At 57.0% G+C, this 26,135-nt stretch carries 19 protein-coding genes, 1 pseudogene and 1 riboswitch; of the genes and pseudogenes, 8 read left to right on the top strand and 12 right to left on the bottom strand.

Translation table 11 applies throughout. The features are described from left to right. Positions 1-14 precede the first annotated feature (14 nt). From AB4Y96_RS24110 to AB4Y96_RS24090, 5 genes are read right to left on the bottom strand one after another with little or no spacing between them, the layout of a single operon-like run. On the bottom strand, positions 15-1,280 hold the full coding sequence (locus AB4Y96_RS24110) for an ABC transporter substrate-binding protein (protein ID WP_441920428.1): 1,266 nt from the start codon (positions 1,278-1,280) through the stop codon (positions 15-17). Positions 1,281-1,305: 25 nt separating this feature from the next. Continuing rightward, the gene (locus AB4Y96_RS24105; RefSeq protein WP_441920426.1) at positions 1,306-2,142 is read right to left on the bottom strand and encodes a carbohydrate ABC transporter permease; all 837 of its coding nucleotides are present in this window, start codon (positions 2,140-2,142) and stop codon (positions 1,306-1,308) included. Beyond that, complete coding sequence (locus AB4Y96_RS24100) at positions 2,139-3,077, bottom strand: carbohydrate ABC transporter permease (protein WP_441920425.1); 939 nt, start codon at positions 3,075-3,077, stop codon at positions 2,139-2,141. The genes AB4Y96_RS24105 and AB4Y96_RS24100 overlap by 4 nt, the downstream gene beginning before the upstream one ends. After that, the gene (locus tag AB4Y96_RS24095; RefSeq protein ID WP_441920423.1) at positions 3,070-4,224 is read right to left on the bottom strand and encodes an ABC transporter ATP-binding protein; all 1,155 of its coding nucleotides are present in this window, start codon (positions 4,222-4,224) and stop codon (positions 3,070-3,072) included. Before AB4Y96_RS24095 ends, AB4Y96_RS24100 begins: the two co-directional genes overlap by 8 nt. Then, complete coding sequence (locus AB4Y96_RS24090) at positions 4,221-5,051, bottom strand: metallophosphoesterase family protein (protein WP_441920421.1); 831 nt, start codon at positions 5,049-5,051, stop codon at positions 4,221-4,223. Before AB4Y96_RS24090 ends, AB4Y96_RS24095 begins: the two co-directional genes overlap by 4 nt. A gap of 349 nt (positions 5,052-5,400) precedes the next feature. On the opposite strand from AB4Y96_RS24090, the gene AB4Y96_RS24085 reads away from it, so the two are divergent. Then, on the top strand, positions 5,401-6,675 hold the full coding sequence (locus AB4Y96_RS24085) for a serine hydrolase (RefSeq protein WP_441920419.1): 1,275 nt from the start codon (positions 5,401-5,403) through the stop codon (positions 6,673-6,675). Between the two features lie 56 nt (positions 6,676-6,731). Here the strand turns inward: AB4Y96_RS24085 and AB4Y96_RS24080 are convergent, their stop codons facing one another. Continuing rightward, entirely contained in the window at positions 6,732-6,899 is a 168-nt protein-coding gene (locus AB4Y96_RS24080; protein WP_441920418.1) for a DUF1127 domain-containing protein, read from the bottom strand. Between the two features lie 199 nt (positions 6,900-7,098). Between AB4Y96_RS24080 and AB4Y96_RS24075 the strand changes: the two genes are divergently transcribed. After that, a complete protein-coding gene (locus AB4Y96_RS24075; protein ID WP_441920417.1) occupies positions 7,099-7,941 on the top strand; it encodes a TPM domain-containing protein in 843 nt (280 codons plus the stop codon). A gap of 12 nt (positions 7,942-7,953) precedes the next feature. On the opposite strand, the gene AB4Y96_RS24070 is transcribed toward AB4Y96_RS24075, so the two are convergent. The 4 genes from AB4Y96_RS24070 to AB4Y96_RS24055 all read right to left on the bottom strand — a co-directional run bounded on the left by AB4Y96_RS24070 (position 7,954) and on the right by AB4Y96_RS24055 (position 12,176). Then, complete coding sequence (locus AB4Y96_RS24070; RefSeq protein ID WP_441920415.1) at positions 7,954-9,501, bottom strand: MDR family MFS transporter; 1,548 nt, start codon at positions 9,499-9,501, stop codon at positions 7,954-7,956. Then, on the bottom strand, positions 9,494-10,690 hold the full coding sequence (locus AB4Y96_RS24065; protein ID WP_441920413.1) for an HlyD family secretion protein: 1,197 nt from the start codon (positions 10,688-10,690) through the stop codon (positions 9,494-9,496). Before AB4Y96_RS24065 ends, AB4Y96_RS24070 begins: the two co-directional genes overlap by 8 nt. Beyond that, a complete protein-coding gene (locus AB4Y96_RS24060) occupies positions 10,683-11,147 on the bottom strand; it encodes a MarR family winged helix-turn-helix transcriptional regulator (protein ID WP_441920412.1) in 465 nt (154 codons plus the stop codon). Before AB4Y96_RS24060 ends, AB4Y96_RS24065 begins: the two co-directional genes overlap by 8 nt. Before the next feature lie 174 nt (positions 11,148-11,321). Beyond that, positions 11,322-12,176 carry a ferredoxin--NADP reductase gene (locus tag AB4Y96_RS24055; protein WP_091885029.1) on the bottom strand — a complete coding sequence of 285 codons (855 nt, stop codon included), beginning with the start codon at positions 12,174-12,176 and terminating at the stop codon, positions 11,322-11,324. Positions 12,177-12,566: 390 nt separating this feature from the next. After that, positions 12,567-12,783: riboswitch (cobalamin riboswitch) on the top strand. Positions 12,784-12,957: 174 nt separating this feature from the next. On the opposite strand from AB4Y96_RS24055, the gene AB4Y96_RS24050 reads away from it, so the two are divergent. From AB4Y96_RS24050 to AB4Y96_RS24035, 4 genes are read left to right on the top strand one after another with little or no spacing between them, the layout of a single operon-like run. Further along, positions 12,958-14,922, top strand: coding sequence for a TonB-dependent receptor plug domain-containing protein (locus AB4Y96_RS24050; protein WP_441920411.1), 1,965 nt, complete (start codon positions 12,958-12,960; stop codon positions 14,920-14,922). A 32-nt stretch (positions 14,923-14,954) separates the two neighbouring features. Then, positions 14,955-15,776, top strand: a complete 822-nt coding sequence (locus tag AB4Y96_RS24045) for an ABC transporter substrate-binding protein (RefSeq protein ID WP_441920409.1) — start codon at positions 14,955-14,957, stop codon at positions 15,774-15,776. Then, positions 15,773-16,768 (top strand): FecCD family ABC transporter permease, encoded by a 996-nt coding sequence (locus AB4Y96_RS24040; RefSeq protein WP_441920407.1) that lies wholly within the window; start codon positions 15,773-15,775, stop codon positions 16,766-16,768. Before AB4Y96_RS24045 ends, AB4Y96_RS24040 begins: the two co-directional genes overlap by 4 nt. Then, positions 16,765-17,565: an ABC transporter ATP-binding protein gene (locus AB4Y96_RS24035; protein ID WP_441920405.1), complete on the top strand. Its 801-nt coding sequence runs from the start codon at positions 16,765-16,767 to the stop codon at positions 17,563-17,565. Before AB4Y96_RS24040 ends, AB4Y96_RS24035 begins: the two co-directional genes overlap by 4 nt. Before the next feature lie 4 nt (positions 17,566-17,569). On the opposite strand, the gene AB4Y96_RS24030 is transcribed toward AB4Y96_RS24035, so the two are convergent. Then, entirely contained in the window at positions 17,570-19,843 is a 2,274-nt protein-coding gene (locus tag AB4Y96_RS24030; RefSeq protein ID WP_441920403.1) for a mechanosensitive ion channel domain-containing protein, read from the bottom strand. 337 nt (positions 19,844-20,180) lie between these two features. Between AB4Y96_RS24030 and AB4Y96_RS24025 the strand changes: the two genes are divergently transcribed. Both AB4Y96_RS24025 and AB4Y96_RS24020 read left to right on the top strand, forming a co-directional pair. Further along, positions 20,181-21,419: an efflux RND transporter periplasmic adaptor subunit gene (locus tag AB4Y96_RS24025; protein WP_441920401.1), complete on the top strand. Its 1,239-nt coding sequence runs from the start codon at positions 20,181-20,183 to the stop codon at positions 21,417-21,419. Then, positions 21,416-24,535 carry an efflux RND transporter permease subunit gene (locus AB4Y96_RS24020; protein WP_441920400.1) on the top strand — a complete coding sequence of 1,040 codons (3,120 nt, stop codon included), beginning with the start codon at positions 21,416-21,418 and terminating at the stop codon, positions 24,533-24,535. Before AB4Y96_RS24025 ends, AB4Y96_RS24020 begins: the two co-directional genes overlap by 4 nt. A 14-nt stretch (positions 24,536-24,549) precedes the next feature. Here the strand turns inward: AB4Y96_RS24020 and AB4Y96_RS24015 are convergent. Then, positions 24,550-26,109 (bottom strand): annotated as a pseudogene (locus AB4Y96_RS24015) (AMP-binding protein); the annotation flags it as partial. Between the last annotated feature and the right edge of the window lie 26 nt (positions 26,110-26,135).

Raw genomic sequence — 26,135 nt, 5'->3', positions numbered from 1 at the left:
AGATTGTGCATTGCTCAGCGGCGCGGCAGAAGCTTCTGAACTTCATCAGCCGCGCTGTTCAGGGCTTCTTCCGGTGTGGCCGACTGTTCGACAACGCGCGACAGATTGTCGACGATGGTCTGCGTTACCTTCACGCCGTTTGTACCGGGGAAAGCATACCAGGGGATCATCCGGTTCATCTGGTTGAGGCCAGCCTGAAACAGCGGGTTCTGCTTGTAGAAATCGCCAAGATACTCAGGTGACTTCGCGGCAAGTTCATTGTTTGGCACATAGCCGGTGCCGGGAACCACAACCGACGCGCCGAAAGGTCCGGCGGCAAATTTTGCAAACTTCCATGCGGCCTGCTGCTTGGCTGCATCCTTGGTGAGGATCACCACAGCGTTGCCACCGGTTGGCAGATGGCCCTTTTCCGGGTTGAGCAGCGGCAATGGTCCGGTGCGCAGGTCAAACTTGCTGCCAACATTCTTGATGGTGTTGCGCAGCGCGCCCGTCGTCTGGAAGGCGAAGCCCACCTTACCGGCAACAAAGGCCTGCTCGCCCGCCTGCTTGGTCAGAACAGGCATGCCACCTTCCTTGACCAGACGGCTAACGAGATTGAAGGCGGCCACGCCTTCAGGACCATTGAACGCGACCTTCTTCTCGTCGGGTGAAAGCATGGTACCACCGGCACCGAAAAGCAGCGCCGAGAACATCCAGTCATCGCCCTGCCAGCGGAAGTCGATACCTTCATTGCCATTGCCAAGCGCTTTGACCTTGGCGCCGAGTGCAATCACTTCGTCCCACGTCTTTGGTGGCTGGTCCGGATTGCCCCCCGCCTGCCGGATAAGATCGGCATTGTAATACATGATTGGATTGGAGGTGGCGAAGGCGAGGCCGACCTGCTGATCGCCAACCTGGGCAAGGCGCAGGATATTGTCGCTGAAACCCTGAGCGGCCATATCAGCCTCCTTGGCGATCAGCGGCTTCATGTCGATATTGACGCCGCGCTCGGCAATCATGCGCAGACGGTTGAGACCGATGAAGGTGACGTCAGGCATTTCAGCGGTGCCGGCCTGACGCAGGATCGTCTGGATGCCCTCCTCATAGGTGGCCGAAGGGCTGACGAAGCTGATCTTGATATCAGGGTTTTCTTCCATGAACTTCTTGGAGATGACATCCATCACATCCTTGAAGAAACCCGGCATTGGGTAGTGTACGTTCAGAGTCGTTTCCGCCAAAGCGGGGGCACAGAATGTGGTGGCGATTGCGGCTGCCGCAATCGTCTTTCGGAAGAAGCTCATTATTATCTCCTGGTCTTGGGAACAGTCAGCCTTTGAGGCCGGTGAGGGTTATGCCTTCGATGAAACGCCGCTGTGCCAGCAGGAATGCTGCGACGAGCGGCAGGGTGATGATGAGGGTTGCGGCCATCAGGGCCCCGTAATCGTCGCCCGCTTCCGCCGCGCGGAAGAACAGCAGACCGAGAGGCGGGGTTGCCCGTTCGGTGCCGGTGATGACGATGAGTGGCCAGAACAGATCGTTCCAGTGGGCAACCACTGAGAAGATCGCAAAGGCTGTGACTGCGGGCCATGCATTAGGAACAATCACCCTGTTGACGATGGCAAGTTCCGACATGCCATCGAGACGGGCAGCGGCAATCAGATCATCCGGCATGGAGCGGAAGAATTGCAGGAACAGGAAGATACCGAAGACCGAGATGAAGAACGGTGCCGACAGGGCAAAATAGCTATTCAGCATCCCGACCTTGTTCAAGGCAACGTAAATAGGCAGTGCGGTTGCGTGAATGGGGATGAGCAGCCCGAGCATGACGAGGGTCATCATGGTTTGTGCGGCACGAAACCGTAGCTTTGCCAGGGCGTAGGCGCAGGGAATGGCGATGACCACCTGAAAGAAGAAGATCAGGCCGCAAACGACCAGTCCATTCCATAGAAGCAGCCCCATCGGAACCCGGGTGAAGGCTTTGGCGAGATTTTCCCACAGCGCCCAGTGTTGCGGCAGCAATGTCAGCGTTGAGGAGAATATCTCTTCGCGGGATTTTGCGGCGGTGGAGATCATCCAGATATAGGGGGCAAGGAAGACCAGTGCTCCCGCCGACAGGATGCCAAGGCGTAAATTGCGCATGGAGAGGAGTGCGGTGCTTCTCATGTGTAATGCACCTTCTTGTCGAGAACGCGATACTGGATGAGCATCAGGACGATGAGGAAGGCGAGGAAGATCACGGTCATGGCCGAGGCATAGCCGACACGCAGATAGACAAATCCCTCCTGATAGATGGTCCACAGCAGGACCTCTGAGGCCTTGTTGGGGCCGCCTTCTGTCAATGTCTTGACGGTCTCGAATACCTTCACCGCATTGATCACACTGATTGTTGTGACGAACAGGGTGGTCGGACCGAGCATGGGCCATGTGACGAGGCGAAAGCGCTCCCAGCTGCTCTTGGCGCCATCGACTTCCGATGCCGCATAAAGCTCTCGCGGGATTGCCGTGAGGCCCGCCAGAAACAGCACCATGTTGAACCCGACGGACTGCCAGATACCGATAATCGCCAGACTGATGAGCACCGTGCTGCTGCTGCCAAGCCAGTTTGGACCGGCAATACCGAGCATTGACAGCATGGCATTAACAGGGCCGATGGTCGGATGCAGCAGATATTGAAACACGGTGGCCATGGCGACCAGCAGGGAAGCGACGGGGAGGAAATAGACGGTGCGGAAAAAGGCCCGCCCGCGTGTTTCACTCTCGATCAGCAGGGCCACGCCAAGGCCGATGAACACGGAAAAGGGTGTGACAATGGCCGTATAGACAGCGGTGTTCTTGAGCGAAATCAGAAACGTCCGGTCACTGAAAAGCTCGATGTAATTGTCGAGCCCGATAAATTGGAAATCATCATAGCCCAGCTCGTAATTTGTCAGGCTGAAAACAAAGACGGCAAGTGTCGGCAGCAATATCAGGGCTATAATGAGAATGATCGCTGGAGCCGCCAGTTGCCATGCCACACGCTCCTCGCGTTTTGCAGCACGGATGGCCGCCTGTCTGGCTGTGGGGCGGGGAAGGTTAGCGTCTCCAGCTATTTCACGCATCGACGGCAACCCTCACCGGATTGCGCAGTGGAACACGCAAGCCATCGTCGCCGAAGACAAGACAGGCATCCTTGTCAACCTGCAGCATAACCGGCGACCCGGCAGCAAGATGCGCGACATCGGCAGGTGCAGCCTTGACGACGATACCATCCTCGGTGCCCGATACATCCGTTGTGACCAGCACTTCCGAGCCAAGGAACTCCAGCCGTGAGACCGTGGCGGCGATCCCCTCTGCACCCTCAGGTTTGAGCCTGATGCGCTCCGGCCTGATCCCAAGCCGAACCGCAGTTCCCACCGGGCCCGTAACGCCTTCGATCATGGACTTACCGGCGAAAAACACCCTGCCATTCTCAGATGTAACGGCGTTGATGATATTAATACGCGGACTGCCGACAAATTTTGCCACTTCAATATGGCGTGGATCGTCATAAATTTGCGCAGGCGAAGCAAACTGCAGTACCTTGCCGCCCATCATGACCGCGACGCGGTCAGCCATGCTGAGCGCTTCGGACTGATCATGGGTAACGTAAATGGTGGGAACGCCGGTGCGCCGGTGCAGATCGACGATCTCGGCGCGTGTATGCACCCGCAGATTGGCATCGAGATTGGAAAGCGGCTCATCCATCAGAAAGACGCCGGGCTGGCGCACAAGCGCCCGTGCCAGCGCCACACGCTGCCGCTGTCCGCCAGACATCTGTCCGGGTTTCCGATCAAGCAGATGATCAATCTTGAGACTGGTTGCCGTGGTCAATACCTGCTGTTTGATGGCGGCTTGCGTTGCGGCGCGGCCCGCCATGAAGCGACCAAGAAACGGCATTCGTTGCAGGGTGGAAAGCTTGCGCATGGCCAGCGGCACCGCAATGTTCTGTTCGGCGGTCAAATGCGGGTAGAGCGCATAGGACTGGAAAACCATCGCCACGTTGCGATCAGCCGGATGTTCCGCCGTGATCTCGCGATCCCCCATCCAGATGCTGCCGGTATCGCCGTGATCAAGACCGGCGGCAATGCGCAGCAAAGTGCTCTTGCCGCAGCCTGATGGCCCGACCAGTGCGATGAATTCACCGTCCTCGGCTTCAATGCTGACATCGTCAAGAATGCTGTTGGAACCATAGGATTTGGAGATATTTTTCAGGGCAAACGCGCTCATGCGGCACTCTCCGGTGCTTTCGGCGCGCGCGGATAAACTTCTTCGATAACGTCATCGAGGACAAAGCGGGACAAGGTATCAATTTCGACAATCTCGGTCTTAACCGTATCGGTCAGCGTATGGATCGCCGCACCGAGAATGCGCTTGCCGGGCATATCCGGCACCATATCCCCGACGGTGAAGGAAGAAGCCGGTGCCCAGACAAGGCTGGTGCCATTGTGTGCGCCTTGCCATGCACAATGCAGATGTCCGCTGGCATGCAGAGCCACATCATATTCTGCAAAAAGCGCCAGAAGCTTCTTGCGCGGGGCAGGGCGGACGCTCCAATAGCCGGTCTCGCCTTCATCGGCAGTATCGACAAAAAGCGGCTTGTGCGCGAAGACGGCAATGCGGCGGTCCGCTGCTTCGGCGAGCACATCTTCAAGCCAGTCAAATTGCGCTGCTTCCTCCAGACTATCATTGCCCAGAATGAGGCTGTTGAGGCCCACCAGCCGCCAGCCATCCACATCATGGAACCAGCGGTCGGGTCCGACCATTTCGCGCCAACGGTCGATCCGCGTCGCATTAACAGGTTGGGGGCTTGCGGGCATGTGGCCGATATCGTGATTGCCGGGCAGGCTCAGGACCGGAGCGGTAAGCTCGTTGAGCAATTTGACGGAAAAGGCAAGGTCGTCCTCGATATCGGCGCCATCGATGGAAAGGTCTCCCGTATGGATAATCAGATCCGGTTTCTGGTCTGCCACCCATTGCGCCAACGGCGCCCAGTTCGGATTGAAGTGGACCTTGGCGGGGCTGAGGTGCGTGTCGGTAATCTGGATGATCTTCACGGGATATCTCTTTCGAAAAATCAAATACGGGGCATCTGAAAATCGGACGTCGGTTATGTGCATAGCTGTGCGAAGCCAAGCCGCTCGAACGATCTGGCGTTGCGCCTTCATAGGCTTGGTCTGTGACGCCAGCGTTTCAGGCTGGTGACAGTTCAATGAACATATCTGCGGTTGCGGGAGGTATTTGACAGAAACTGCGGGCACGCTTGCAGCCCATAAAAGCGGTGAACAATTGCATTGTTCACCATAAATATTTACACCTTATCAACCTCAGTTTCCGTAGTCTGAGCGCGTGCCCGGTCAGCCGGTCTGCACCCTTCATCCGTCTTTTCGAACCGGAGATTCCGCAATGCCGCTTGGTCTCGCTTTTCAAAGCCTGTTGTGCCGTTTGAGAGTTCTGGTTGCGGGCATCGCCTGTCTGGCTGTTGGACTTCCGGTGATTGCGCAGGCTGCCGAACAGCCCTGGTTTGTTCTTGATGTTTCGACCGGAAAAGTGCTGGGCGAGGGCAATGCAAACACGCCGCATGGGCCTGCCTCGCTGGCAAAGATGATGACGCTTTACCTGACATTCGAGGCGATCAAAAAGGGCAGGCTGCATTGGGATGACAGGATTGCCGTATCGGCGAATGCCGCGCGCAAAGTTCCGGCAAAGCTCTGGATGCGGGCCGGGGATACGCTAAGTGTGCGTGAAGCCGTCAATGGCATGATCATTCTTTCCGCCAATGACGCGGCGTCTGCCATGGGCGAACACCTTGGCGGGACGGAAGCGCGCTTTGCCCAGCAAATGACCATGCGTGGGCGCCAGCTTGGCCTCAGGAACACGGTTTTCCGCAATGCATCGGGGCTAACCGAGAAAGGTCAGTCGACAACGGCGCGGGACATGGCGACGTTGGGGGTGGCTGTGATGCGGGATTTCCCGAAAGAATATGGTCTTTTCTCCCAGCGATCCTTTGTTTTTCGCGGCAAGCAGATCAATGGCCACAATAATCTGATGTACCGCTATGCCGGGGTTGACGGTATCAAAACCGGCTATACTGATGCGGCGGGTTTCAATCTGGTGTCGTCATTCACGGATAATAACCGGCACATTGTCGGCGTTGTTCTTGGCGGCAAAACCGGCCGTTCGCGCGATGACCGGATGGCGCAGCTTCTGGATCAGTACATGCCGATGGCAAGCGATGGCTCGAAGCGGAGCCGCGATCTTGTCGCTAGCAATGCCGTCGCTGGAACAAATCAGGTTGGTGCGTCGGCAATCCCGGTTCCGCGCGCTGCAGACAGATCAGCCGTGGTTGCACAGCATAAACCCGGTATTGCCGAACTGATTGATGAATCGAAGATTGAGCAGGGTGATGGCGGGCTGGAACCTTTGAAGTCCTCGGCCCAGTGGAATATCCAGATTGGCGCGGTGGATACCCGTGCCGACGCCAACCGGCTGCTTGGCAGGGCCGATAAACTCGTCCAGGCGATCCTGCCGGGTGCCAAAGGCTATATTGAACCGGCGTCAAAGCGCGGTGCGCAGCTTTATCATGTCCGGTTCGGCGGCTTCAGCGATGCGCAGGCTGCAAGTGCCGCCTGTTCCGAATTGAAGCGCCGTTCCTTTGCCTGCGTCGCGTCACGCAATTAAAATCAGACGAATGGACGCGACCGCTTTGTCTGTTGGGTGCCTGCCTTGCGAACAGATCAGCCTCTCTCCCTTTGACCACCCGAATAAGACCGAACGGGAATGTCGAGGGTATGGATCAGCGGGTCGATACCCAGATCAACCAGTTGATCCACCGGCAGGCTGTTGAGTTCGGCAATGGTGCGGCGCGCATTGCGCCAGGCAATATAGTTACGGTAAATATTCATCTTCATACCTCGTCTTTGTTCAACGAATAAACAGGAACCTTGAAAGGCTCCTGTGAACACGATGGAGTATGCGCGGCTGTGTCAAAATGCGGTATCTCATTTGACCGAAGAGATTGCCTGATCCTCCGAGAGTTAGGCGCCTATTGTCTATGCCGCGATTGTGGAACCAGATCGTCCATAGTATCCAGTTTGAATGCCAATGAATGTCGAGATATCGCACCACATAGATGCGTCTGATCTGAACCCGGAAGGGTTTTATGATTATCACTATGAATACGATATCTACGTCTTTTCGGACGGGCCGCTTTCCTATGTCGTGCGTGCCTATACGGATCAACCGGAACAGGCGGCTTTCATGTCCGTATCGAAAGGATCAAGCAAACGCCTTTTGCGGTCGAACGACTTTCGCACGCCGCTCCTTGCCGAGGCTGTTGCCTATCTGCGCAATGCCGAGAAAACCGATCTGTCCTGGCTGTGCGAGAAGCGGGGCCGCTATCTTCCCATTACCGATACGGATGACGGGCGGAAAATATCGCGCTTATGGCGCTGGCTTTGGTGGTCTCGTCATGCGGCTCTGGCGCTTAGCTTGCTCATATTTGTCTCGGTCCATGGCTATGCAGCCGAATTGCCTCCACTCACCGGTCGTGTCGTCGATAATGCCGGTGTTATCGATAGCATCGCCGAAGAAGCACTGACCAATGAACTGCAATCGCTGGAGAACAAGACGTCGGATCAGCTGGTTGTCGTGACCATCCCCGACCTTGACGGCGAGCCCATCGAGGCGTTTTCCACCCGTCTGTTCAACACGTGGAAACTTGGCCAGAAGCAGAGAGACAATGGCGTTTTGCTTGTTGTCGCGCCCAAGGACCGCAAGGTGCGTATTGAAGTCGGATATGGTCTGGAGCACAGACTGACCAACACCACGGCCAAGCGGATTATCGAGAGCAGGATTATCCCGAAATTTCGCGCAGGCGACCTTAATGGTGGCATCAAAGACGGAGTAACGGATATTCTTGCGGTGCTTTCCGATGACCGCCTTTGATATTTGGGACCTCTATTCCATCACCGCATGTTCCSGTGGCGCTGCGCTTGGCGCGGGTTTGCGCAACAGGAACACAAGCGGGATAGCCGCCAATGACATCAGCATCAGCAGTTTGAAGTCATCCATATAGGCGATGATTGTTGCCTGCAGGGTGATGATCCCGTCAAGCGATGCGCGGCCCGCTGCCTTTAGCGGGTCGAGATGCTGCATCACCACGGGCGCATTGAAGGCGTGGTTGAACGGCGTCACATAGGCGGCAATCGAGGCGTGGTTGCTCTGCACATTTTCAGTGATGAGCGCCGTGACAATGGAAATGCCGACGCTGGAGCCGATATTGCGCGAGAGGTTATAAAGACCGGTGCCTTCGCCGCGCATGTTGGCTGGCAAAGTGGCAAAGGCAATTGTCGTCAAAGGCACGAACAGGAAGCCGAGACCTGCACCCTGAATGAAGCCCACGGAAACAATAGTCCATTGCGATACGTCAGGGGTCCAGCCGGTCATGTCATACATGGCCCATGCGGTCAGCCCGAGGCCAAGCACCAGCAGCAGCCGCGTATCGACCTTGCCGATGAGGCGGCCGACAATGAACATGCACACCATCGTGCCGACGCCGCGCGGTCCCATGACGATACCGGCTGTCGTGACGGGATAACCCATCAAAGTTTGCAGGTAAGGGGTCATCAGGGCGAGCGAGGCGAGATAGGTTACGCCGACGATGAAGATGAAGAACATGCTGACGGCAAAGTTCCTGTCGAGGAACAGGCGTGGGTTCACGAAGGAGCGCTGCGCCGTAAAGGTGTGGCTGAGGAACAGATAGAACGCGCTGAAGCAGACGAGCGCTTCGAGCTGGATTTCGCCCGACGAGAACCAGTCGAGCTGTTCACCGCGGTCGAGAAAAAGCTGCAGAGCGGCGATGGAAAGACTGAGCGTGCCGAAGCCGAACCAGTCGAGCTTGGCTTTAAGCTCACGCCCGGTTTCTGTAACAAAGGCCGAAATGCCGACAAACGCCAGAAGGCCGATGGGAACGTTGATATAAAACACCCAGCGCCAGCTGATATTGTCGGTCAGCCAGCCGCCAATGACAGGTCCAAGCACGGGACCAACCATGACGGAAACACCGAACAGCGCCATGGCCGAGCCGCGTTCCTCGACGGAATAGATGTCGAGCAGAATACCCTGCGACAGGGGCACGAGGGAAGCGCCGAACAATCCCTGCAAAAGGCGGAACGCCACGATCTGCGGCAACGACTGGGCAATGCCGCACAGCACCGAGGCCACGACGAACCCGGCAATGGCGGTCAGCAGCACGCGCTTGCGTCCGAACCGGGCGGCGAGAAAGCCCGAGGGTGGCGTCATGATCGCCGCGGCGACGATATAGGAGGTCAGGACCCAGTTGATCTGGTCGGCACTCGCCGCAACACTGCCCTGAATATAGGGCAGCGCCACATTGGCAATTGTTGTGTCGAGCGCCTGCATGATCACGGCGAGAATGACACAGGCCGTTATCGCGCCGCGATTGGCAATAGGCGCGACGCCCGGCAGTGCGACGGAGTTAGACATGATCCTTGCTGCCAAAGAGGGATTGCAGGAAGTGCGGCAGACCGCGCGCATGGTCGGTATTGACCTCGGCGGTGACACTCATGCCCATGCGCAGTGGCGGCTTCCCCGACAAATCGGTGATGTCGATAAGCATGGGAATGCGCTGAACAACCTTCACCCAATTACCCGTTGTATTTTGTGCGGGGAGCAGCGAGAAGCTGGAGCCGGAAGCGGGGCTGATACTGGCAACCGTGCCTTTCCATTCGACACCGGGATAGGTGTCGACAGTCACGGTCACTGGCTGGCCGGGCTTCACATAGGTGAGTTCAGTTTCCTTGGGGCTGGCGGCAACCCACATATGGGTTGTCGAAACGAGGCTGAAGCCCGCCTGCGAAGCCTGTAGGTAAGCACCCACCTGCAGCGCGCTGACATTGGTGACAACACCGTCAAAGGGAGCCCGCACGGTGGCTGAATCAAAATCGTGCTGGGCTTTATCAACAGTGGCTTTCGCGGCCAGATAGGATGGGTTCTGCTCAACCGGCTGGTCGACGTCGTTACCCAACTGGGCCAATGTGGTTGCGGCCTGCGCCTTGGCAACATCGACCTTCTGCTGGGCGGCATCCAGATCATGCTTGGCCTGATCATAGGTCGCCTTGGACACGGCGGCTGTATTGGTCAAATCCGCCTGCCGTTGCAGGGTCTTCTGGTAAAAAGGGATATCCGATTCCGCCTGCGCAATCTCGGCCAAGGTCTGTTTGTAGCTCGCCTGCAGGTTAAGGATCTGGTTGCGCACCGTGCCAAGCTGTGCCTGTGCGCCTTCAAGGGCGATGCGGTAAACATCCGGATTGATCCGGAACAGAATCTGGCCCTGTTTGACGATTTCGTTGTCATGCACGTCAACCGAGCTGACAAGGCCGGAGATATCGGTCGAAACGCCAACCATATCCGCCTGCACATAGGCATTATCCGTGGACATGATCTGTCCGCCCGTGACGTAGAAATAGCCGCCGACGATAAGGGCGACGGGAAGAGCAGTGAAGAGAATTTGCCGTGTGCGGTTGCGGCGCGTCTTGGGCGGGGTGATATCGGGCAACGGCACGGGCTCGTTGACGCGCGCAGCAACCGGCGCGTCGCTGTTTGCGTTGGTCTTTTCGAGAACAGCCTCGTCAGAATTGGCGGGAATGCGGGAGGTTGGGGAGCCGTCAGCCATGGTGTTTCTTCCTGTCATCGACCGGTGTCTGACAGGCATCGATCAAATTGGACTTCATAAGGGTTAGAGTTCGAAGCAGATGCTCCCGGTCTTCGGCGGGCACATTGGCCAGCGCCTCGGAGCGGGTGATTTCGCCGATAACGCGCATGTCATCGACATGTGGCCGCGCTTCGTCACGCAGATAAAGCAGCCATATCCGGCGGTCAGTGGGATGCCGGCGCCGTTCGATCAGGTTGCGTTCCTGCAGCTTGTCCAGAATACGCACCAGCGTGATCGGCTCGATCTCGAGAATTTCGGCCAATCCAGCCTGATGGATGCCCTCGTTTTTTGCGAGGTACGCAAGGGTCTGCCACTGCGAGCGTGTCAGGCCTAAGTGCTTTGCACGCTGTTCAAATCGTTTGCGCAACAACCGCGCAACCTCATGCAGCAGAAAGCCAAGAGTGGGCATGTTATCCATGATGTGGGGCTTTAAAACTCGTAAGGATGCTTATAACAACGATACATATAGCATGTAGACTCATCTTTTAGAAGAGGCCCGATGTCACAAATCGGTGACAAAAACGCGCGAAACAAAAATGCCCGGTCTGTGAAGACCGGGCACATTAATCAAATCTGGATGGAGGGGAACGGTTTAGCCGACGAAGGCCCGCTCAACGACATAGGTTGACGGCTTGTTGTTCGCGCCTTCTTCGAGACCAAAGGATTCCAGAATGGCCTTCGTATCGTGGATCATGTGCATCGAGCCGCAGATCATGCCGCGATCGGTTTCCGGATTGAGCGGCGGCAGGCCGAGATCACTGAACATCTTACCGCTTGTCATCAGATCGGTGACGCGGCCCATATGGGTGAAATTTTCGCGCGTGGTCGTGGTGTAGAGCCGCAGGCTGTCGGCGGCAAATTCGCCGATCAGCGGATCATCCTTGATGCCTTCGACCATTTCGGTGATGTATTTGAGTTCGGCAACGTCGCGGCAGGTCTGCACCAGAATGACTTCTTCGAACTTCTCATAGGTCTCAGGATCACGGATCAGGCTGGCGAAGGGCGCAACACCGGTTCCTGTCGACAGCATATAAAGACGCTTTCCCGGCAGCAGCGCATCGAGAACCAGCGTGCCCGTCGACTTCTTGCGCAGAAGGACCGTATCGCCGCGTTTGATCTTCTGCAGATGTTCAGTCAGCGGGCCATTTTCAACCTTGATCGAAAAGAACTCGATTTCCTCATCCCATGACGGGCTGGCAATCGAATAGGCGCGATAGACAGGCTTTTCCGCATTGGGCAGGCCGATCATGACAAATTCGCCCGAACGGAAGCGGAAGCTCGCGGGACGGGTAATGCGAAAGCGGAACAGGCGGTCCGTATAATGGCGAACCTCGGTCACTGTTTCCGCATACACATTATCAGGAATAGGAAACGCAACCGGCGCCGAAACGTCGTCTGGCTCAAGAATGGTTGCCGCTGTTGCAGCTACTGACGAAAATGCAGTCATCCCGGGTTCTCTCGTTCGATACTGATATCAACAAATGAACGAGCCGGGCGTTGCTCCATTCATCATTCAACTGGCATCATTCAACTGGTTCATCGGCGAAAATGCGCGCCTGGTAATGCCAGCAAACCTTATGTAATCGGCAGCGATTAATATGCAATGGCTGATTTTGCAAGGCAGATCAGCAAATTAGCGGCTGCTGCATAGGCTCTGATCACGGCGAAAATACCATTGGCGAGCAATATATTGGAAGAATTTGGCTAAGGCCGAAACGTTCGCAGATCGTGTGTACAGATTCAGTCGCTTTTGTAGATTAAATTTTTCTCTTTCGGGGAAGGGTGCTGTCAACAATTTAAGCCGCTTGTGGTCGTTGACCGTTCATGACGGGGTTGCTATCCAGAATATGGAATTGGTTCCGCGATCAAAAGCGGATGAAAAGGGAACACGGTGAGGATGACCCAAGAAGGGGCCTAATCCGTGGCTGCCCCCGCAACTGTAACCGGTGAGCGGTCCTCCACAGTGCCACTGAAAGCGCTTTTGCGTGATTGGGAAGGCGGGGGACATGCAGTGATCCGGAAGTCAGGAGACCTGCCTGTTCCGGTCACCCAGCTCGAACACGGGGTGTGTTTGGGCGCGGTCGCTCGTCGCGGTGACATTTGAAAAAGTGTTGCCGTGTGCCGGAGCGATTGCAGGTTGATCATTATCATCCCCCTGTTGCCTATCCAGCCCGCGGTTCAGACGTAACCGGGGGAACGCCAGCCGTTCCCTATGCTCTGGGGGCATCATGTTAAGGCAAACGGGATTTGCAGGGGCTATCATTGGTCTGTTGAGCGGGGTCGCCATTGCGCAGGTACAGACAACCGGAGGGGATGGGGCGATTGTCCTTGCTCCGATTTATATCAATCTTGGCGAGTCGCGCATTGATGCGGAGAAATCCGGGCGGGCCTATACGGTTATCACAGGCGAGCAGCTCGTGCAGAACCAGACACGCTACGTTGCCGATGCGTTACGTCAGGTGCCGGGCTTTGCCGTTTCGCGTGGGGGCTCCTATGGCGGCCTGACGCAGGTGAGGGTACGCGGCGCAGAAGCCAACCACCTTCTTGTCATGATTGACGGCGTTGAAGCCAGCGAAACCGGGAATGGCGAATTCGACTTTGGCGGCTTGCCTGTTGCCGATGTCGATCACATCGAGATTCTGCGCGGCCCGCAAAGTGCGTTCTGGGGCTCGAACGCGCTGGCCGGTGTGGTCAACATCATCACCAAAGGCGGCACCCGCGACGGTTTCAAGATCAGCGGACGTTCGGAAGCGGGCACGGATGGCACATGGCTTGGCAATGTGCTGCTGCAGGGCGGCGCGGATAATTATGATTTTGCCCTCTCCGGCACATATCGCCAGAACAAGGGGTTCAACATCTCGAATTTCGGTTCAGAGAAGGACGGCGACAAGAACGGCTCCATCAATGGCAAGTTCAAGGTCGATATAACGCCCGACGTGGTTGTCGATGGTACATTCCGTTACGTCAACCGCCGGAGCGATCTCGATCCCGATGGCGGTTATGGCACACCGTTTCAGGGGCTTGTCGTTGATGGTGACGACCAGACCACGACCAAGGAATTGCTGGGCTCGCTCGGCATTACCTGGACATCGCTGGACGGTGCCCTGACCCAGAAGGCGCGGATCAGCGACACCAACACATTGCGCGACAATCTCAAGCACGACGAATATATCTCCGGTAATGAGGGCAACCGGCTGAATGGTTCCTATCAGGCCACCTACAAGTTCGATACGCCAGCCTTTGCCAACGCCAGGCATCAGATTACGGCGGGATATCAGGGTGAGCGCGAGACTTTCCAGCAGAGGCCTGCCAAGGCGGATTTTGCCAGCCCGTATTTTGACGCGTCGCAGTTCGAGAAACACGACCGGACCATGCATTCATTTGTCGGGGAATATCGAGGCGAGTTTTTCGACCAGCTTTATCTGAACGCGGCCGTCCGCCACGATGATAATGACCGGTTCAAGGATGCATCGACCTATAGTCTCGGTGCGGCATGGAAAATTCCGGACTGGGGAACGAGACTGCACAGCTCCGTTGGTACAGGCGTTACCAATCCGACATTCTACGATCAGTTCGGCTATATTCCCTCAAGCTACAAGGGCAATCCAAACCTGCGGCCGGAAAAGAGCCTTGGCTGGGATGTGGGTGTCGAGCAGAGCTTTTTCGATGAGCAACTGGTGGTTGACGTGACCTATTTCCGCCAGAACCTGACCGATGAGATTACCAGCATTGCAACACCTGATTTCCGCTATACGCCTGTCAATCAGGATGGGCGCAGCAAGCGTCAGGGTGTGGAAGTTGCGGCGACGCTCAACTTGACCAGTGGTTTCACCACAACCGCGACCTACACCTATACGGATGCGAAAGATCCGGATGGTCAGATCGAAATAAGGCGGCCAAAACATTCAGGCTCGCTGAATGCCGCCTACACATTCCTTGAGGATCGCGCCCGCGTTTTTGGCGAGGTGACCTTCAATGGAAAGATGGAAGATACAGCTTTTACACCGCCTCTCCCCACGCGGGTGGTGTTGAAGGACTATACGCTGGTCACAATTGGTGGCAGCTATAAGTTCAGTGACAAGATGGAAGCCTATGCGCGAATCGAGAACCTGTTCGATGAAGATTATCAGGAGATTTTTGGTTTCAACACGCCGGGTCGTACCGCTTTTGTCGGGTTGAAGGGAAGCTTCTGATTATGTTCAGGCAATGTAGATGGGCGCGAGGCGTGGCGAAGCTGGCAACGGCAATCGCACTGTTTGGCAGTCCGTCTGCAATTGCCGCCGAAGCGCCGAAGCGGGTTGTCTCCATGAACCTTTGTACCGACCAATTGGCCATGCTTCTGGCGGGGGAGGGACAGCTTTATTCGGTGTCGCATCTTGCCAAGGACGAAACGGGTTCGGTGCTGGCCAAAGAGGCGGCGTCGTTTGTAACCAACCATGGTCAGGCCGAGGAAATTTTCCTGATGAAGCCGGACCTGATCCTCAGCGGTACATACACGACAAGAGCAACGGTTGATATTCTCAAACGCCTTGGATTTCGGGTTGAAGAGTTTCAGCCCGAATCTTCCTTTGACGATATTCGCTTCAATATCAGGCGGATGGGCGCGCTTCTGGGGCGGGAGGCGAGGGCTGAGGAACTTGTGCGCGAGATGGATGCAACCTTGGCAAGCGTGCCGGGCAGACAGGCCGATGCGCCGACGGTTGCGCTTTATTACGCAAACCAGTTCACCTCCGGTCGCGGCACCTTGGCCGGTGAAGTGGTCAATCGTGCCGGTCTGATCAATCTCGGTGAGAAGCTTGGCTTGCAGGGCACGCAAAAACTGTCGCTGGAGCAGCTTGTCATGGCAAAGCCCGACCTGATTGCCGCCCATAATGCCTATGCGGCGCCATCCCTTGCCTATGAGGCGCAGGTTCACCCGGCGTTTCGCGCTGCATTGTCAGGGAAAAACCTCATCGATATCCCCGATAAATACTGGATATGCGGCGCGCCCTTTACGGCGGAGGCAGTCAAGTTGTTGTCGGATGCGGCAGGACGGGCAAACAAATGAAGGATCATTTCCGCCTTCTGATCGCTGGCCTCGTGCTGTTGACCTTTGTTATGTTTGTTCTGTCACTGCTTGTCGGCCCCGCGGTGCTCGGCACTGCTGACAGTATCCGCGCCCTGCTGACAGGGCAGGGTGATGCGATTGTGCTGGTCATGCGTGAAATAAGATTGCCGCGCGCCTTGCTTGGCCTGATGATCGGCGCAACGCTGGGGCTGTCAGGCGCGGTGCTGCAGGGATATCTGCGCAATCCGCTGGCTGAACCGGGATTGCTGGGTGTCAGCGCCTCCGCCTCGTTGGGTGCGGTGATTGCTATCTATACCGGCCTGTCACTCGCCTTTCCGCTTGCCCTGCCTCTCATGGCGCTGGCGGGCGCTGTTCTTGCGGTGCTGCTGGTACAGGCATTGGCCGGACGCGGCAGCAGTACGCTGACCATCATTCTGGCTGGCGTTGCGGTGTCGAGTTTTGCCGGGGCCATGACCACGCTGGCGCTGAACCTCTCGCCCAATCCTTTCGCGGCCATGGAGATTGTCTACTGGATGCTGGGGTCGCTCACGGACCGTTCCATGCTCCATGTGCAGCTTGCCGCACCGTTCATTCTTGTCGGCTGGGTGCTTCTGTTCAGTCTTGGCCGGTCGCTCGACGCTTTGACGCTGGGACCGGACGCGGCTGCCAGCATGGGTATCAATATCAAACGGGTTCAGCTCTTCGCCATTCTTGGCACGGCTGCCTCGGTGGGAGCAGCTACAGCCGTTGCGGGCGCTATCGGCTTTGTCGGGCTTATCGTTCCGCATGTCCTGCGGCCGCTGGTCGGTGCGCGGCCCTCGCGCCTGCTTCCGGCGAGTGCGCTCGGCGGCGCGTCAATGCTACTGGCAGCGGATGTTCTTGTACGCCTGATCGCGCCCGGACGTGATCTGAAGCTTGGTGTATTGACCGCCATCATCGGTGCGCCATTCTTCCTCTGGCTTGTCTTCCGTACAAGGAGGACAATGCTATGAATATTCTCAATCTCTCGCATCTTCACGTGTCGCTGGGGTCCAGACCTGTGTTGCACGATGTGTCCCTAGCTGTCAGCAAGGGCGAATTCATCGGGTTGATCGGCCCGAATGGGGCTGGCAAGTCGACCTTGCTCAAAAGCATTCTTGGACTTGTCCCTTCAGGAGGCGAAATCCAGATCGCCGGAGCCTTGGCCGCCCAATTAAGTGCGAAGGAGCGGGCGAGGCACGTCGCCTATCTGCCGCAGGAGCGGGAGATCAGTTGGGCCATCTCGGTGGAACATCTCGTCTCACTCGGGCGCACGCCTTACCTCAGCGGATTCTCAAGGCTTGGGCCAAACGACACTGCACTGGTTGAAAGTGCAATGGAATGCATGGAGGTCACAGTATTCCGTTATCGCTCGGCACTGGAACTATCGGGCGGTGAGCGGGCACGCGTGCTGATTGCCCGTGCTTTGGCGCAGGACGCGTCCTTGCTGCTTGCGGACGAGCCGACAGCCGGGCTTGATCCGGCGCATCAGATCGGCCTGATGCAATCATTGGCGGATACTGCGCGCAAAGGTTCAGCGATTGTTGTCTCGCTGCATGATCTCGGTCTTGCGGCGCGCTGGTGCACCCGGCTTGTCCTCATTCACGAGGGAAGGATCGTTGCTGATGGTCTTCCCGCCGATGTGCTGACAGCCGAGCATATGCGCAACATTTACGGGGTCGAAACCTATCTTGAAGCGACGGAACAGGGATTGATCGTTCAACCCACGGTTCTCGTCGACAAATCACATGGCATAACAGGGAAACGGTGATGGATCAGCCCGCCTTGGCCGCCGCCTGCGTTGCGGCCTGCTCGGCAGCTTTTTCAATGGCGATCTGGGTTGCCGCACCTGCACCCACGGCGTCATTCGTACCCGAGCGCACCGTCACCGCATTGGATGCAAGCATCAGTCCGGCTTCCCTGAATGCCACCAGAAGCCGCTTCATGGATTCGCGCTGGATCAGAGACGGATTGCCGGGCTTTGCCGTGAATTTCAGCCGCACGACCATTGAGTTTTCAGTAATGTCCTGAATGCCCTGAAATTTCAGCGGCACGAGGAACTCGCTGCCAAATTCCGCATCCTCAAGCATTTCCTGCCCAACCTTCTTGACCGTCTTGCGAATCTTTTCCGGATCGGTGTCGCGGTCGAAGCGCAGCTCGAATTTGATCGTGCTCCAATCGCGGCTGTAATTCGTCACCGACTGTATCTGTCCGAACGGGATGGTATGAACCGGGCCATTCTGGTGCCGCAGTTGCAGCGAGCGCAGCGTGATCCGCTCCACGGTTCCCTTGAGCTTGCCCGTATCGATATATTCGCCGGTGCGGAAAGCATCGTCGGCGATGAAGAAAATACCTGAGACGACATCCTTCACCAGAGTTTGCGAGCCGAACGAAATGGCAAGGCCAAGCACACCGAAACCGGCGAGCAACGGCCCGATATCCATGCCGAGCGAGGACAGGACCACCAGTGCGGTAATTGCAACAATAGCACCAAAGGCAAGGTCGCGAACCAGCGGCAGGATTGTCGACAGGCGGCCCACAGCGGTTGGTGCGGGACCGTCGGTCTCTTCCTGACCGGGCAGGAGAGGGCGCGATGAGGGCGAAAGCGCACTGAAGTAGTGGCGCAGGAAACTCCAGATCGCCCAGCCGACAACAATGGCGACACTGACCCGGAGCAGTCCCCGGATGATCGACAGAATCAAGCCATAGCCCGTGTCATCAAGATAGGTGGTCCACAGACGGATGATGATGTAGAGGCCGAGAAGCCAGATGCCGCCTGTTACCAATGTCTGGATTGCCGCGATGAAGGCCTGCATCAGTGGCGGAAGATCGTTTTCACTGTGGTGCCGCCTGTGCATCGCCGCGATCAGCGCATGCAGGCCCAGCGCGAAGATCGGGATCAACAGGACGATGACCTGCGTCGCGCCCGCTGCCTCGCCCCAATGGGCCCGCTGGGGCGAACTGGCAGCCATGCAGCCAACCACCCAGATCAGGATGGCGGTAAGAGACAGAAATGCCGGAAGCGCGGTTGCTATCACCTGCCGGGTCATGTTCGGTGCCGGTCCGGCAAACACGGCTGAGATATCCTTGCGCCCGCCGATGAACCACCAGAGTTTCAAAAGGGTAACGACCGTTGCGGCGATCAGGAACCAGCCTTCGGTGACACTGCGGCTCACACCGCTTTCAATCGACAGACGGACGAGCTGACCGATCAGTGCCCCGATGAAACCATAGGCGACAAGCATCCGGAAATGCCATTGGGGGTTGTTGATCGGCAGAAGGCGTGCCGAAGGGTCGCCCGGTGACAGGAACAACCGGCCGACGGCGGCATAGATGAGGGTGAGCGCGGCGGCGTGCAGCAGGCTCACGGTGAGGTGAGATGCCATTTGAGAACCGGCAGTCGGCATATTGATGATGATGTGCCCGACGGCAATAAAGGCGCAGATGGCGGCGATATCGCGAAGTGTGCGGGCAAATGATCCGCGTGCGCGGTGGACAAGATCGGCATCTTCGCTGATCGGGCGCACGATGAGCGCAGTGCCAAGCCGGAACACAATCCAGCCTGCAATACCCGCAGCGAGCAGGGCAGCCAGAGTAACGAGCGTGACGTGCCCCCAATCATCGCCCTGGGTCTGCATACCCTTATCCATCATGAAGGGCAGTTCGGCTATGTGGCCGATGCCATCAATTCCGACCGAAAGCCCGGTGGTGAATGAATCCAGCACGTTCCCGGCAAGTTCTTCCGCCTGATCAAGCGGGGTTGCCATGGGAGGTTTGGCGACCGGAGCAGCCGCTGCTTTTGCTGGTGTGGGCGATGCTGCTGCGGGCGCAGGGTCTTCCCAGCGCACCACGACATTGCGGCCGCTCGCATAGGCGGCTTTGAGGATGCTGTTGATGTCGGCTTCGCTTTGACCGCGCTGCAGAATGACCGTTGTGGTTTCACCAGCGGTTTGCGCGTAGGCGACGGTGCTGAAAACACCGGTGGCTACCGCCCACAGGCAAAGAAGGGCTATGCGGATTGCCGCCGCAATGTTCAGGTATTTCAGCATCGCAATCCCCCATCGTTCTCACGATAGGAGTACGCTCATTACTTGGTCGGCTTCAAGTGCTGATTGCATTTGGTTGAAGGGCAACAATGAGACTGTTGATCGCCCGCAGGTAAAGCGGCAAAGGGAGGCCATGAGGCGGCGTCCAAGATCCCGGACCGATGACCGATGCTTTGTTCGCTTTGTTCTCTGCAATGCTCGGGAAATAATCCCCCTAAACCGCATGGGTGCACCGCAGCAAACATGACAAAATGGTCATTCGACAACACACAGCGAAGGTGAGAAACTCCATAGCCAACAAGTTGTTTGGCTAAGGGCTATGCCCTGGAGGTAGTGTGCAGTGAAACGTCTGGGTCTTTTGATCGCGTTCGTTGTGTTGGCCGGGCTCGGCTATGTGTTTCTCTACCCGCACCTGAATGCGCCGCCAGCTGGCAAAGGTCCGACGACGGTTGCCACGGCAACGCAGGGCAAAGGCTCGGGCAAGGGGCGGTCTGCGGCCGTTCCTTCCATTGTGGCCGCCACGGCAAAGACCGAAGATGTGCCCATTTCAAAGACTGTCGTCGGCAATATTGAACCGATTGATACGGTTGTGATCCGCCCGCAAGCTGATGGCGTCGTGATGGTGACGAGCGTCAAGGACGGCCAGATGGTCAAAGCTGGTGACGTGCTTTTTCAGCTTGATGACCGGACGATCCGAGCGACGATCGACAAGGACAAGGCGGCTTTGGCCAAGGATCAGGCCAATCTTGATTCAGCCAATCAGGACCTTATTGCCGCTCAAGCCCTGTCAAACCGGAAAATCGATACACAGCAGCAGGCCTATCAGGCTCTTGCTGCTGTCAATGCGTTAAAAGCATCAATCGCCATGGATCAGGCGCAGATCGAGGCGGATCAGGTTCAGCTTTCCTACATGACCATCAAAGCGCCCATTGATGGCCGTGTCGGCGTGGTCAATACCTCGGTCGGTAATCTTGTGCGCATGGCCGACACCGGCAGCGGTCTTTTGACGATCACGCGTATGGCGCCGCTGCGCGTGTCGTTCACGGTTGCCGAAAGCGATCTGCCGACATTACGCGATGCCATGAAGGAACGCCCTCTCAACGTCCTTATCAAGGTGCCCGGCAGCAAGAATGTTGTGGCCTCGGGACCGCTCAATTTCGTTGATTCCAGCGTTGATACGGCGTCTGGCACGATTGTCCTGAAAGCCGATGTGGCCAATGACAATGGCGCGCTCTGGCCCGGTCAATACGTGACTGCAACGGTGGAAATCGGCACGCACAAGGATGCTGTGACAGTTCCGTTAATTGCAATCCAACAGGGCAATGATGGTACATTTGCCTTTGTTGTGGGTGCTGACAAGAAGGTCGTTAAACAGGCTGTTACCGTGGTGGAAACGGTTGGTGATATCGCCGTGACCACGGCAGGATTGAAATCAGGCGATCATGTGGTCATCGATGGTCAGTTGCACCTGCAAGATGGTTCGAGCGTTATCGAGACCGTGGCGGATTCTCAGAGTGCTGTTCCGGCGCTTTCTGCCAATGAAGCGACTGACCCCATCAAGACGGATACGGTTCAATGAACATATCCGCAATCTTCATTCGCCGTCCCATTGCAACAATCCTCCTTTCCGTTGCGCTGGCGGCATCGGGGCTTTTCGCCTATCAGTTTCTGCCCGTGGCGGCGTTGCCGCAGGTGGATTTTCCTGTTGTATCGGTTTCTGCACAATTGCCGGGCGCTGCGCCCGATACCATGGCCAATGCGGTGGCAACGCCGCTGATCAAGCAATTTGCCACGATCCCCTCGGTCTCGACCATCAGCGCGACAAGCACGCAGGGTCAGACCCGCGTCACCATTGAATTTGAGCTTGACCGCAACATCGATCAGGCGGCGGCGGATGTCGAGGCGGCTATCGCGCGCACATTGAGGCAATTGCCGGCGAACATGACCACACCGCCGAGCTACCGCAAGACCAACCCGGCCGACGCACCGATCCTGCTGATCGCGTTGCAGAGCGATACGGCGCAACTGTCCAAGCTTGACGATTATGCCGAACAGGTGATCTCGCCCTCACTGTCAACGGTGGATGGAGTGGGCGAAGTGCAGGTGTTCGGTGCCAAGCAGTTTGCCGTGCGCATCGAGGTTGATCCCAATGCCATGACGGCGCGCGGTATCGGCATCGATGAATTGACCAATGCTGTCGCCGACAACAATTCGATTGCACCGGTGGGAACACTGACAAGCCCGACCCAGCAGATGGCGATTGAAGCCGATACGCAATCAAAGAATGCCGACACCTTCCGCCAAATCCTGATTGCCTCGCCCAATGGCAAGCCGGTTCGTCTGGGCGATGTGGCACGCGTGGTCGATTCCGTGGCGAACACGCAGACCGAGAGCCGTTACGATGGCAAGAAGGCACTTGTGCTCGCCGTCTTCCGCCAGCCCGGTGCCAATACGGTTGACGTGGTTGACCGGGTCCGCACCATGCTGCCAAAATTTGCCGAAGAGCTTGGCGCATCCACCAAGCTCAACGTGCTCAATGACCGCTCGACCTCCATCCGGCAGGCGGTGTCTGACGTGCAGTTCACGCTTGTTTTGATCATCGGACTTGTCGTCATGGTGATCTTCGTGTTCCTGCGCCGCATCGCAGCGACGCTTATTCCGACGGTCGCTGTACCGTTGTCGCTGATTGCGACGCTGGGTGTGATGTATGTCTTTGGCTTTTCCATCGACAATATTTCGTTGCTGGGACTAACGCTCTCGGTGGGGCTCGTCGTGGACGACGCCATCGTCATGCTGGAGAACATATCCCGGCATATCGAGGACGGCATGTCGCCGCGTGAAGCCGCGCTCAAGGGCAGCGAGGAGATCGGCTTTACCATTGTCTCCATCACTGCCTCCCTTGTTGCGGTGTTTATCCCCGTCCTGCTGATGGGCGGCGTCGTTGGCCGTATCTTCAATGAGTTTGCCGTTGTCGTCACCGTGGCGATTGTCGCCTCGGCACTGATATCCCTGACATTGACGCCGATGCTGTGCAGCCACATGCCAGCCATTCCACATGAGAAGGCGGGAAAAAAACCCTTCACCGAACGGGTTTTCGATGCGGTTCTTGATGCCTACAGGCGCATGCTTGATATCTGTCTGCGCTTCCGCGTGGTTGTTCTTGGCGTCTTCCTTCTGACCGTTGTCGCGACGCTTTACCTGTTCTCCTCGATCGACAAAGGCTTTCTGCCAACCGAAGATATTGGCCAGCTTTCCATCTCCACCGAAGCGCGGCAGGATATCTCTTTCGATGCCATGGTCGCTTTGCAGAAACAGGTTGCCGATGTTCTGATGAGCAAGCCCTATGTGGCGCATGTGGCGTCGACGATTGGCGGCGGGTTCAATTCTTCCAGCCTCAATCAGGGCAGTTTCTTCGTTGAACTGAAACCGAAATCGCAGCGTCTGGCGCTTGATCCGCTGCTGACGGATTTGCGCCAGTCGCTGGCCAAGGTTCCGGGTATCAACAGCTATCCCATCGCCATCCAGAACCTGCGCATCGGCAGCACGTCGTCGCGCGCGCAGTATCAATTTGTCCTGCAGGGCATCAATGCCGACGATCTCTATCCATGGTCGCAAAAATTCCTTCTGGCGCTGCAACAGGACCGGCAATATTTTGCCGATGTGACGAGTGATCTGCAGAACAATGCGTTGCAGGCCAATCTGGTCATCGATGCCGATAAGGCGCGGCTGCTGGGTATCACCTCGACGCAGTTGCGCAATTCGCTTTATTACGCCTTTGGCACCAATCAGGCTTCGACCATCTTTTCCACCGGCGACAGTTATGAGGTTATTCTCGAGTTGGACCCATCGATTCCGTGGACGACCGACAAGCTCGACCAGATGCAGATACGCTCGACCACCACCAACAAGCTTATCCCGCTTTCCGCCTTCGCCCATGTGGAGCGGCGGGCGGGATTGCTTGCGGTCAGCCAGTTGAGCCAGCTGCCTGCGGTGACGATTTCCTTCAACCTGCCGCAGGGGGTAGCGCTGGGACGGGCCGTGGAAGAGATCAACAAGATCAAGACGGAACTCAATGTTCCGGATTCAATTGGGTCGACCTTCACCGGTACAGCCAAAGTGTTCCAGCAAGCTTTGTCCAATCAGGGGTTGCTGATCGGTGCGGCTATCCTGACGATCTATATCGTGCTTGGTATTCTCTATGAGAGTTTTATCCATCCGCTGACCATTCTGACGGGGCTTCCGGCTGCGGCAGCCGGTGCGCTCGCGACGTTGGAGCTGTTCGGCTTCGACCTCAGTGTGATCGCGATTATCGGTATGCTGATGCTGATCGGTATCGTGAAGAAGAACGCGATCATGATGGTCGACTTTGCCCTTGTCCGGCAAAGGGCAGGCGATAGCCCGCATGATGCGATCCGCGAAGCCTGTCTTGTGCGGTTCCGCCCGATCATGATGACAACACTTGCCGCTTTGATGGGCACACTGCCGATTGCCATTGGTGCGGGTGCGAGTTCGGAACTGCGTCAGCCGCTTGGCGTGGCCGTTGTCGGCGGCCTCTTTGCCTCGCAAATCCTGACGCTGTTCATTACGCCCGTGATCTTCCTTTATATGGAAGACATGTCGCGTGGCTCAGTAAACCTCTGGCGTAGGCTCTTCAACAAAGGCGGTGCACCGACAGTACCGCACGCAGCGGAATAGAAGGCGAAAGCCGCTCAGGCGGTTTTCGCTTCCTGAAGGTTCAGTTCATCAATCATGGCCTGCCGCATGATGAATTTCTGGATCTTGCCGGTGACGGTCATCGGAAACACGTCGACAAAGCGGATATGTGCCGGGACCTTGTAGTGGGCGATTTTGCCTTTGCAGAACTGCAGAACCTCGTGCTCGGTCAGATTTGAAGCGGGACGCACCTTGATCCAGGCGCACAGGCATTCGCCATATTTGCTATCAGGGATACCGAACACCTGCACATCGGCAATATCAGGGTGGGTATAGAGAAACTCCTCGATCTCGCGCGGATAAATGTTCTCGCCGCCACGGATGACCAGATCCTTGATACGCCCGACAATGTTGCAATAGCCCTCCGCATCAATGGTGGCGAGATCGCCCGTGTGCATCCAACGCGCCGCATCAATGGTGGCCGCCGTATTCGCATCATCGCCCCAATAACCACGCATGACGCTATAGCCTCGGGTCAGCAATTCGCCGGTAATTCCGGGCGCAACAATCACACCATCAGCGTCGATGATTTTCACCTCGACATGGGGATGAATGCGCCCGACGGTTGAAACCCGCCGTTCCAGTGGGTCGGTTGTCGAACTCTGAAAACTGACAGGGCTGGTTTCCGTCATCCCGTAGGCGATGGTGATCTCGCTCTGGTGCATTTCCTGAATGACCTTGCGCATAACTTCGATGGGGCAGGGTGAACCGGCCATGATGCCGGTGCGCAAGCTGCTGAGATCAAATGTCTTGAAATCCGCATGGCCCAATATGGCGATGAACATGGTGGGTACGCCATGCAATCCGGTGCACTTTTCCGCCTCCACGGTTTGCAGGACCGCCAGCGGATCAAAGGCCTCGCTCGGTATGACCATGCAGGAACCATGAGTGAGACAGGCGAGATTGCCGAGAACCATGCCAAAGCAGTGGTAAAATGGTACGGGAATGCACAGACGGTCGATTTCAGTGAGGCGCATGGCCTCGCCGATGAAGAAACCATTGTTGAGAATGTTGTGGTGGGTGAGTGTCGCGCCCTTGGGGCTACCCGTGGTGCCGCTGGTGAACTGGATATTGATTGGATCATCGAATTGCAGCACCGAAGCGAGCGCTTCGAGCTGTTCTCTTGCCTCAGGGGTTGCAGCCTGTTCGACATCGGCAAAATTCAGCATTCCCGGGGTTTTCTCGGTGCCGAGACGGATGACGGTGTGCAGTGTCGGCAATTTCTTCGAGACAAGCATGCCGGGCGTGCTGGTCGCGACCTCGGGGGCAATTTCGCGCAATATATCAAGATAATTGCTGGTTTTGAGCGCGGGAGACAGGATGAGCGCTGAACAGCCGACCTTGTTGACCGCATATTCAAGCTCATGGGAGCGATAGGCAGGGTTGATGTTAACGAGGATAAGACCCGCCTTGGCGGTGGCAAACTGGGTCAAGACCCATTCGACATTGTTTGGCGACCAGATGCCGATACGCTCGCCGGGTTGAAGCCCAAGCGCGATGAAACCGGCGGCCAGCGCATCAACGCGTTGGCGCAGTTCGGAATAGGTCAGGCGTACATTCGTACGCCTGACCTATTCCGAAC

The organism is Phyllobacterium sp. TAF24 (assembly GCF_052113785.1).
Taxonomy (GTDB): domain Bacteria; phylum Pseudomonadota; class Alphaproteobacteria; order Rhizobiales; family Rhizobiaceae; genus Phyllobacterium.
This window is presented reverse-complemented; position numbering and strand designations above follow the sequence as displayed.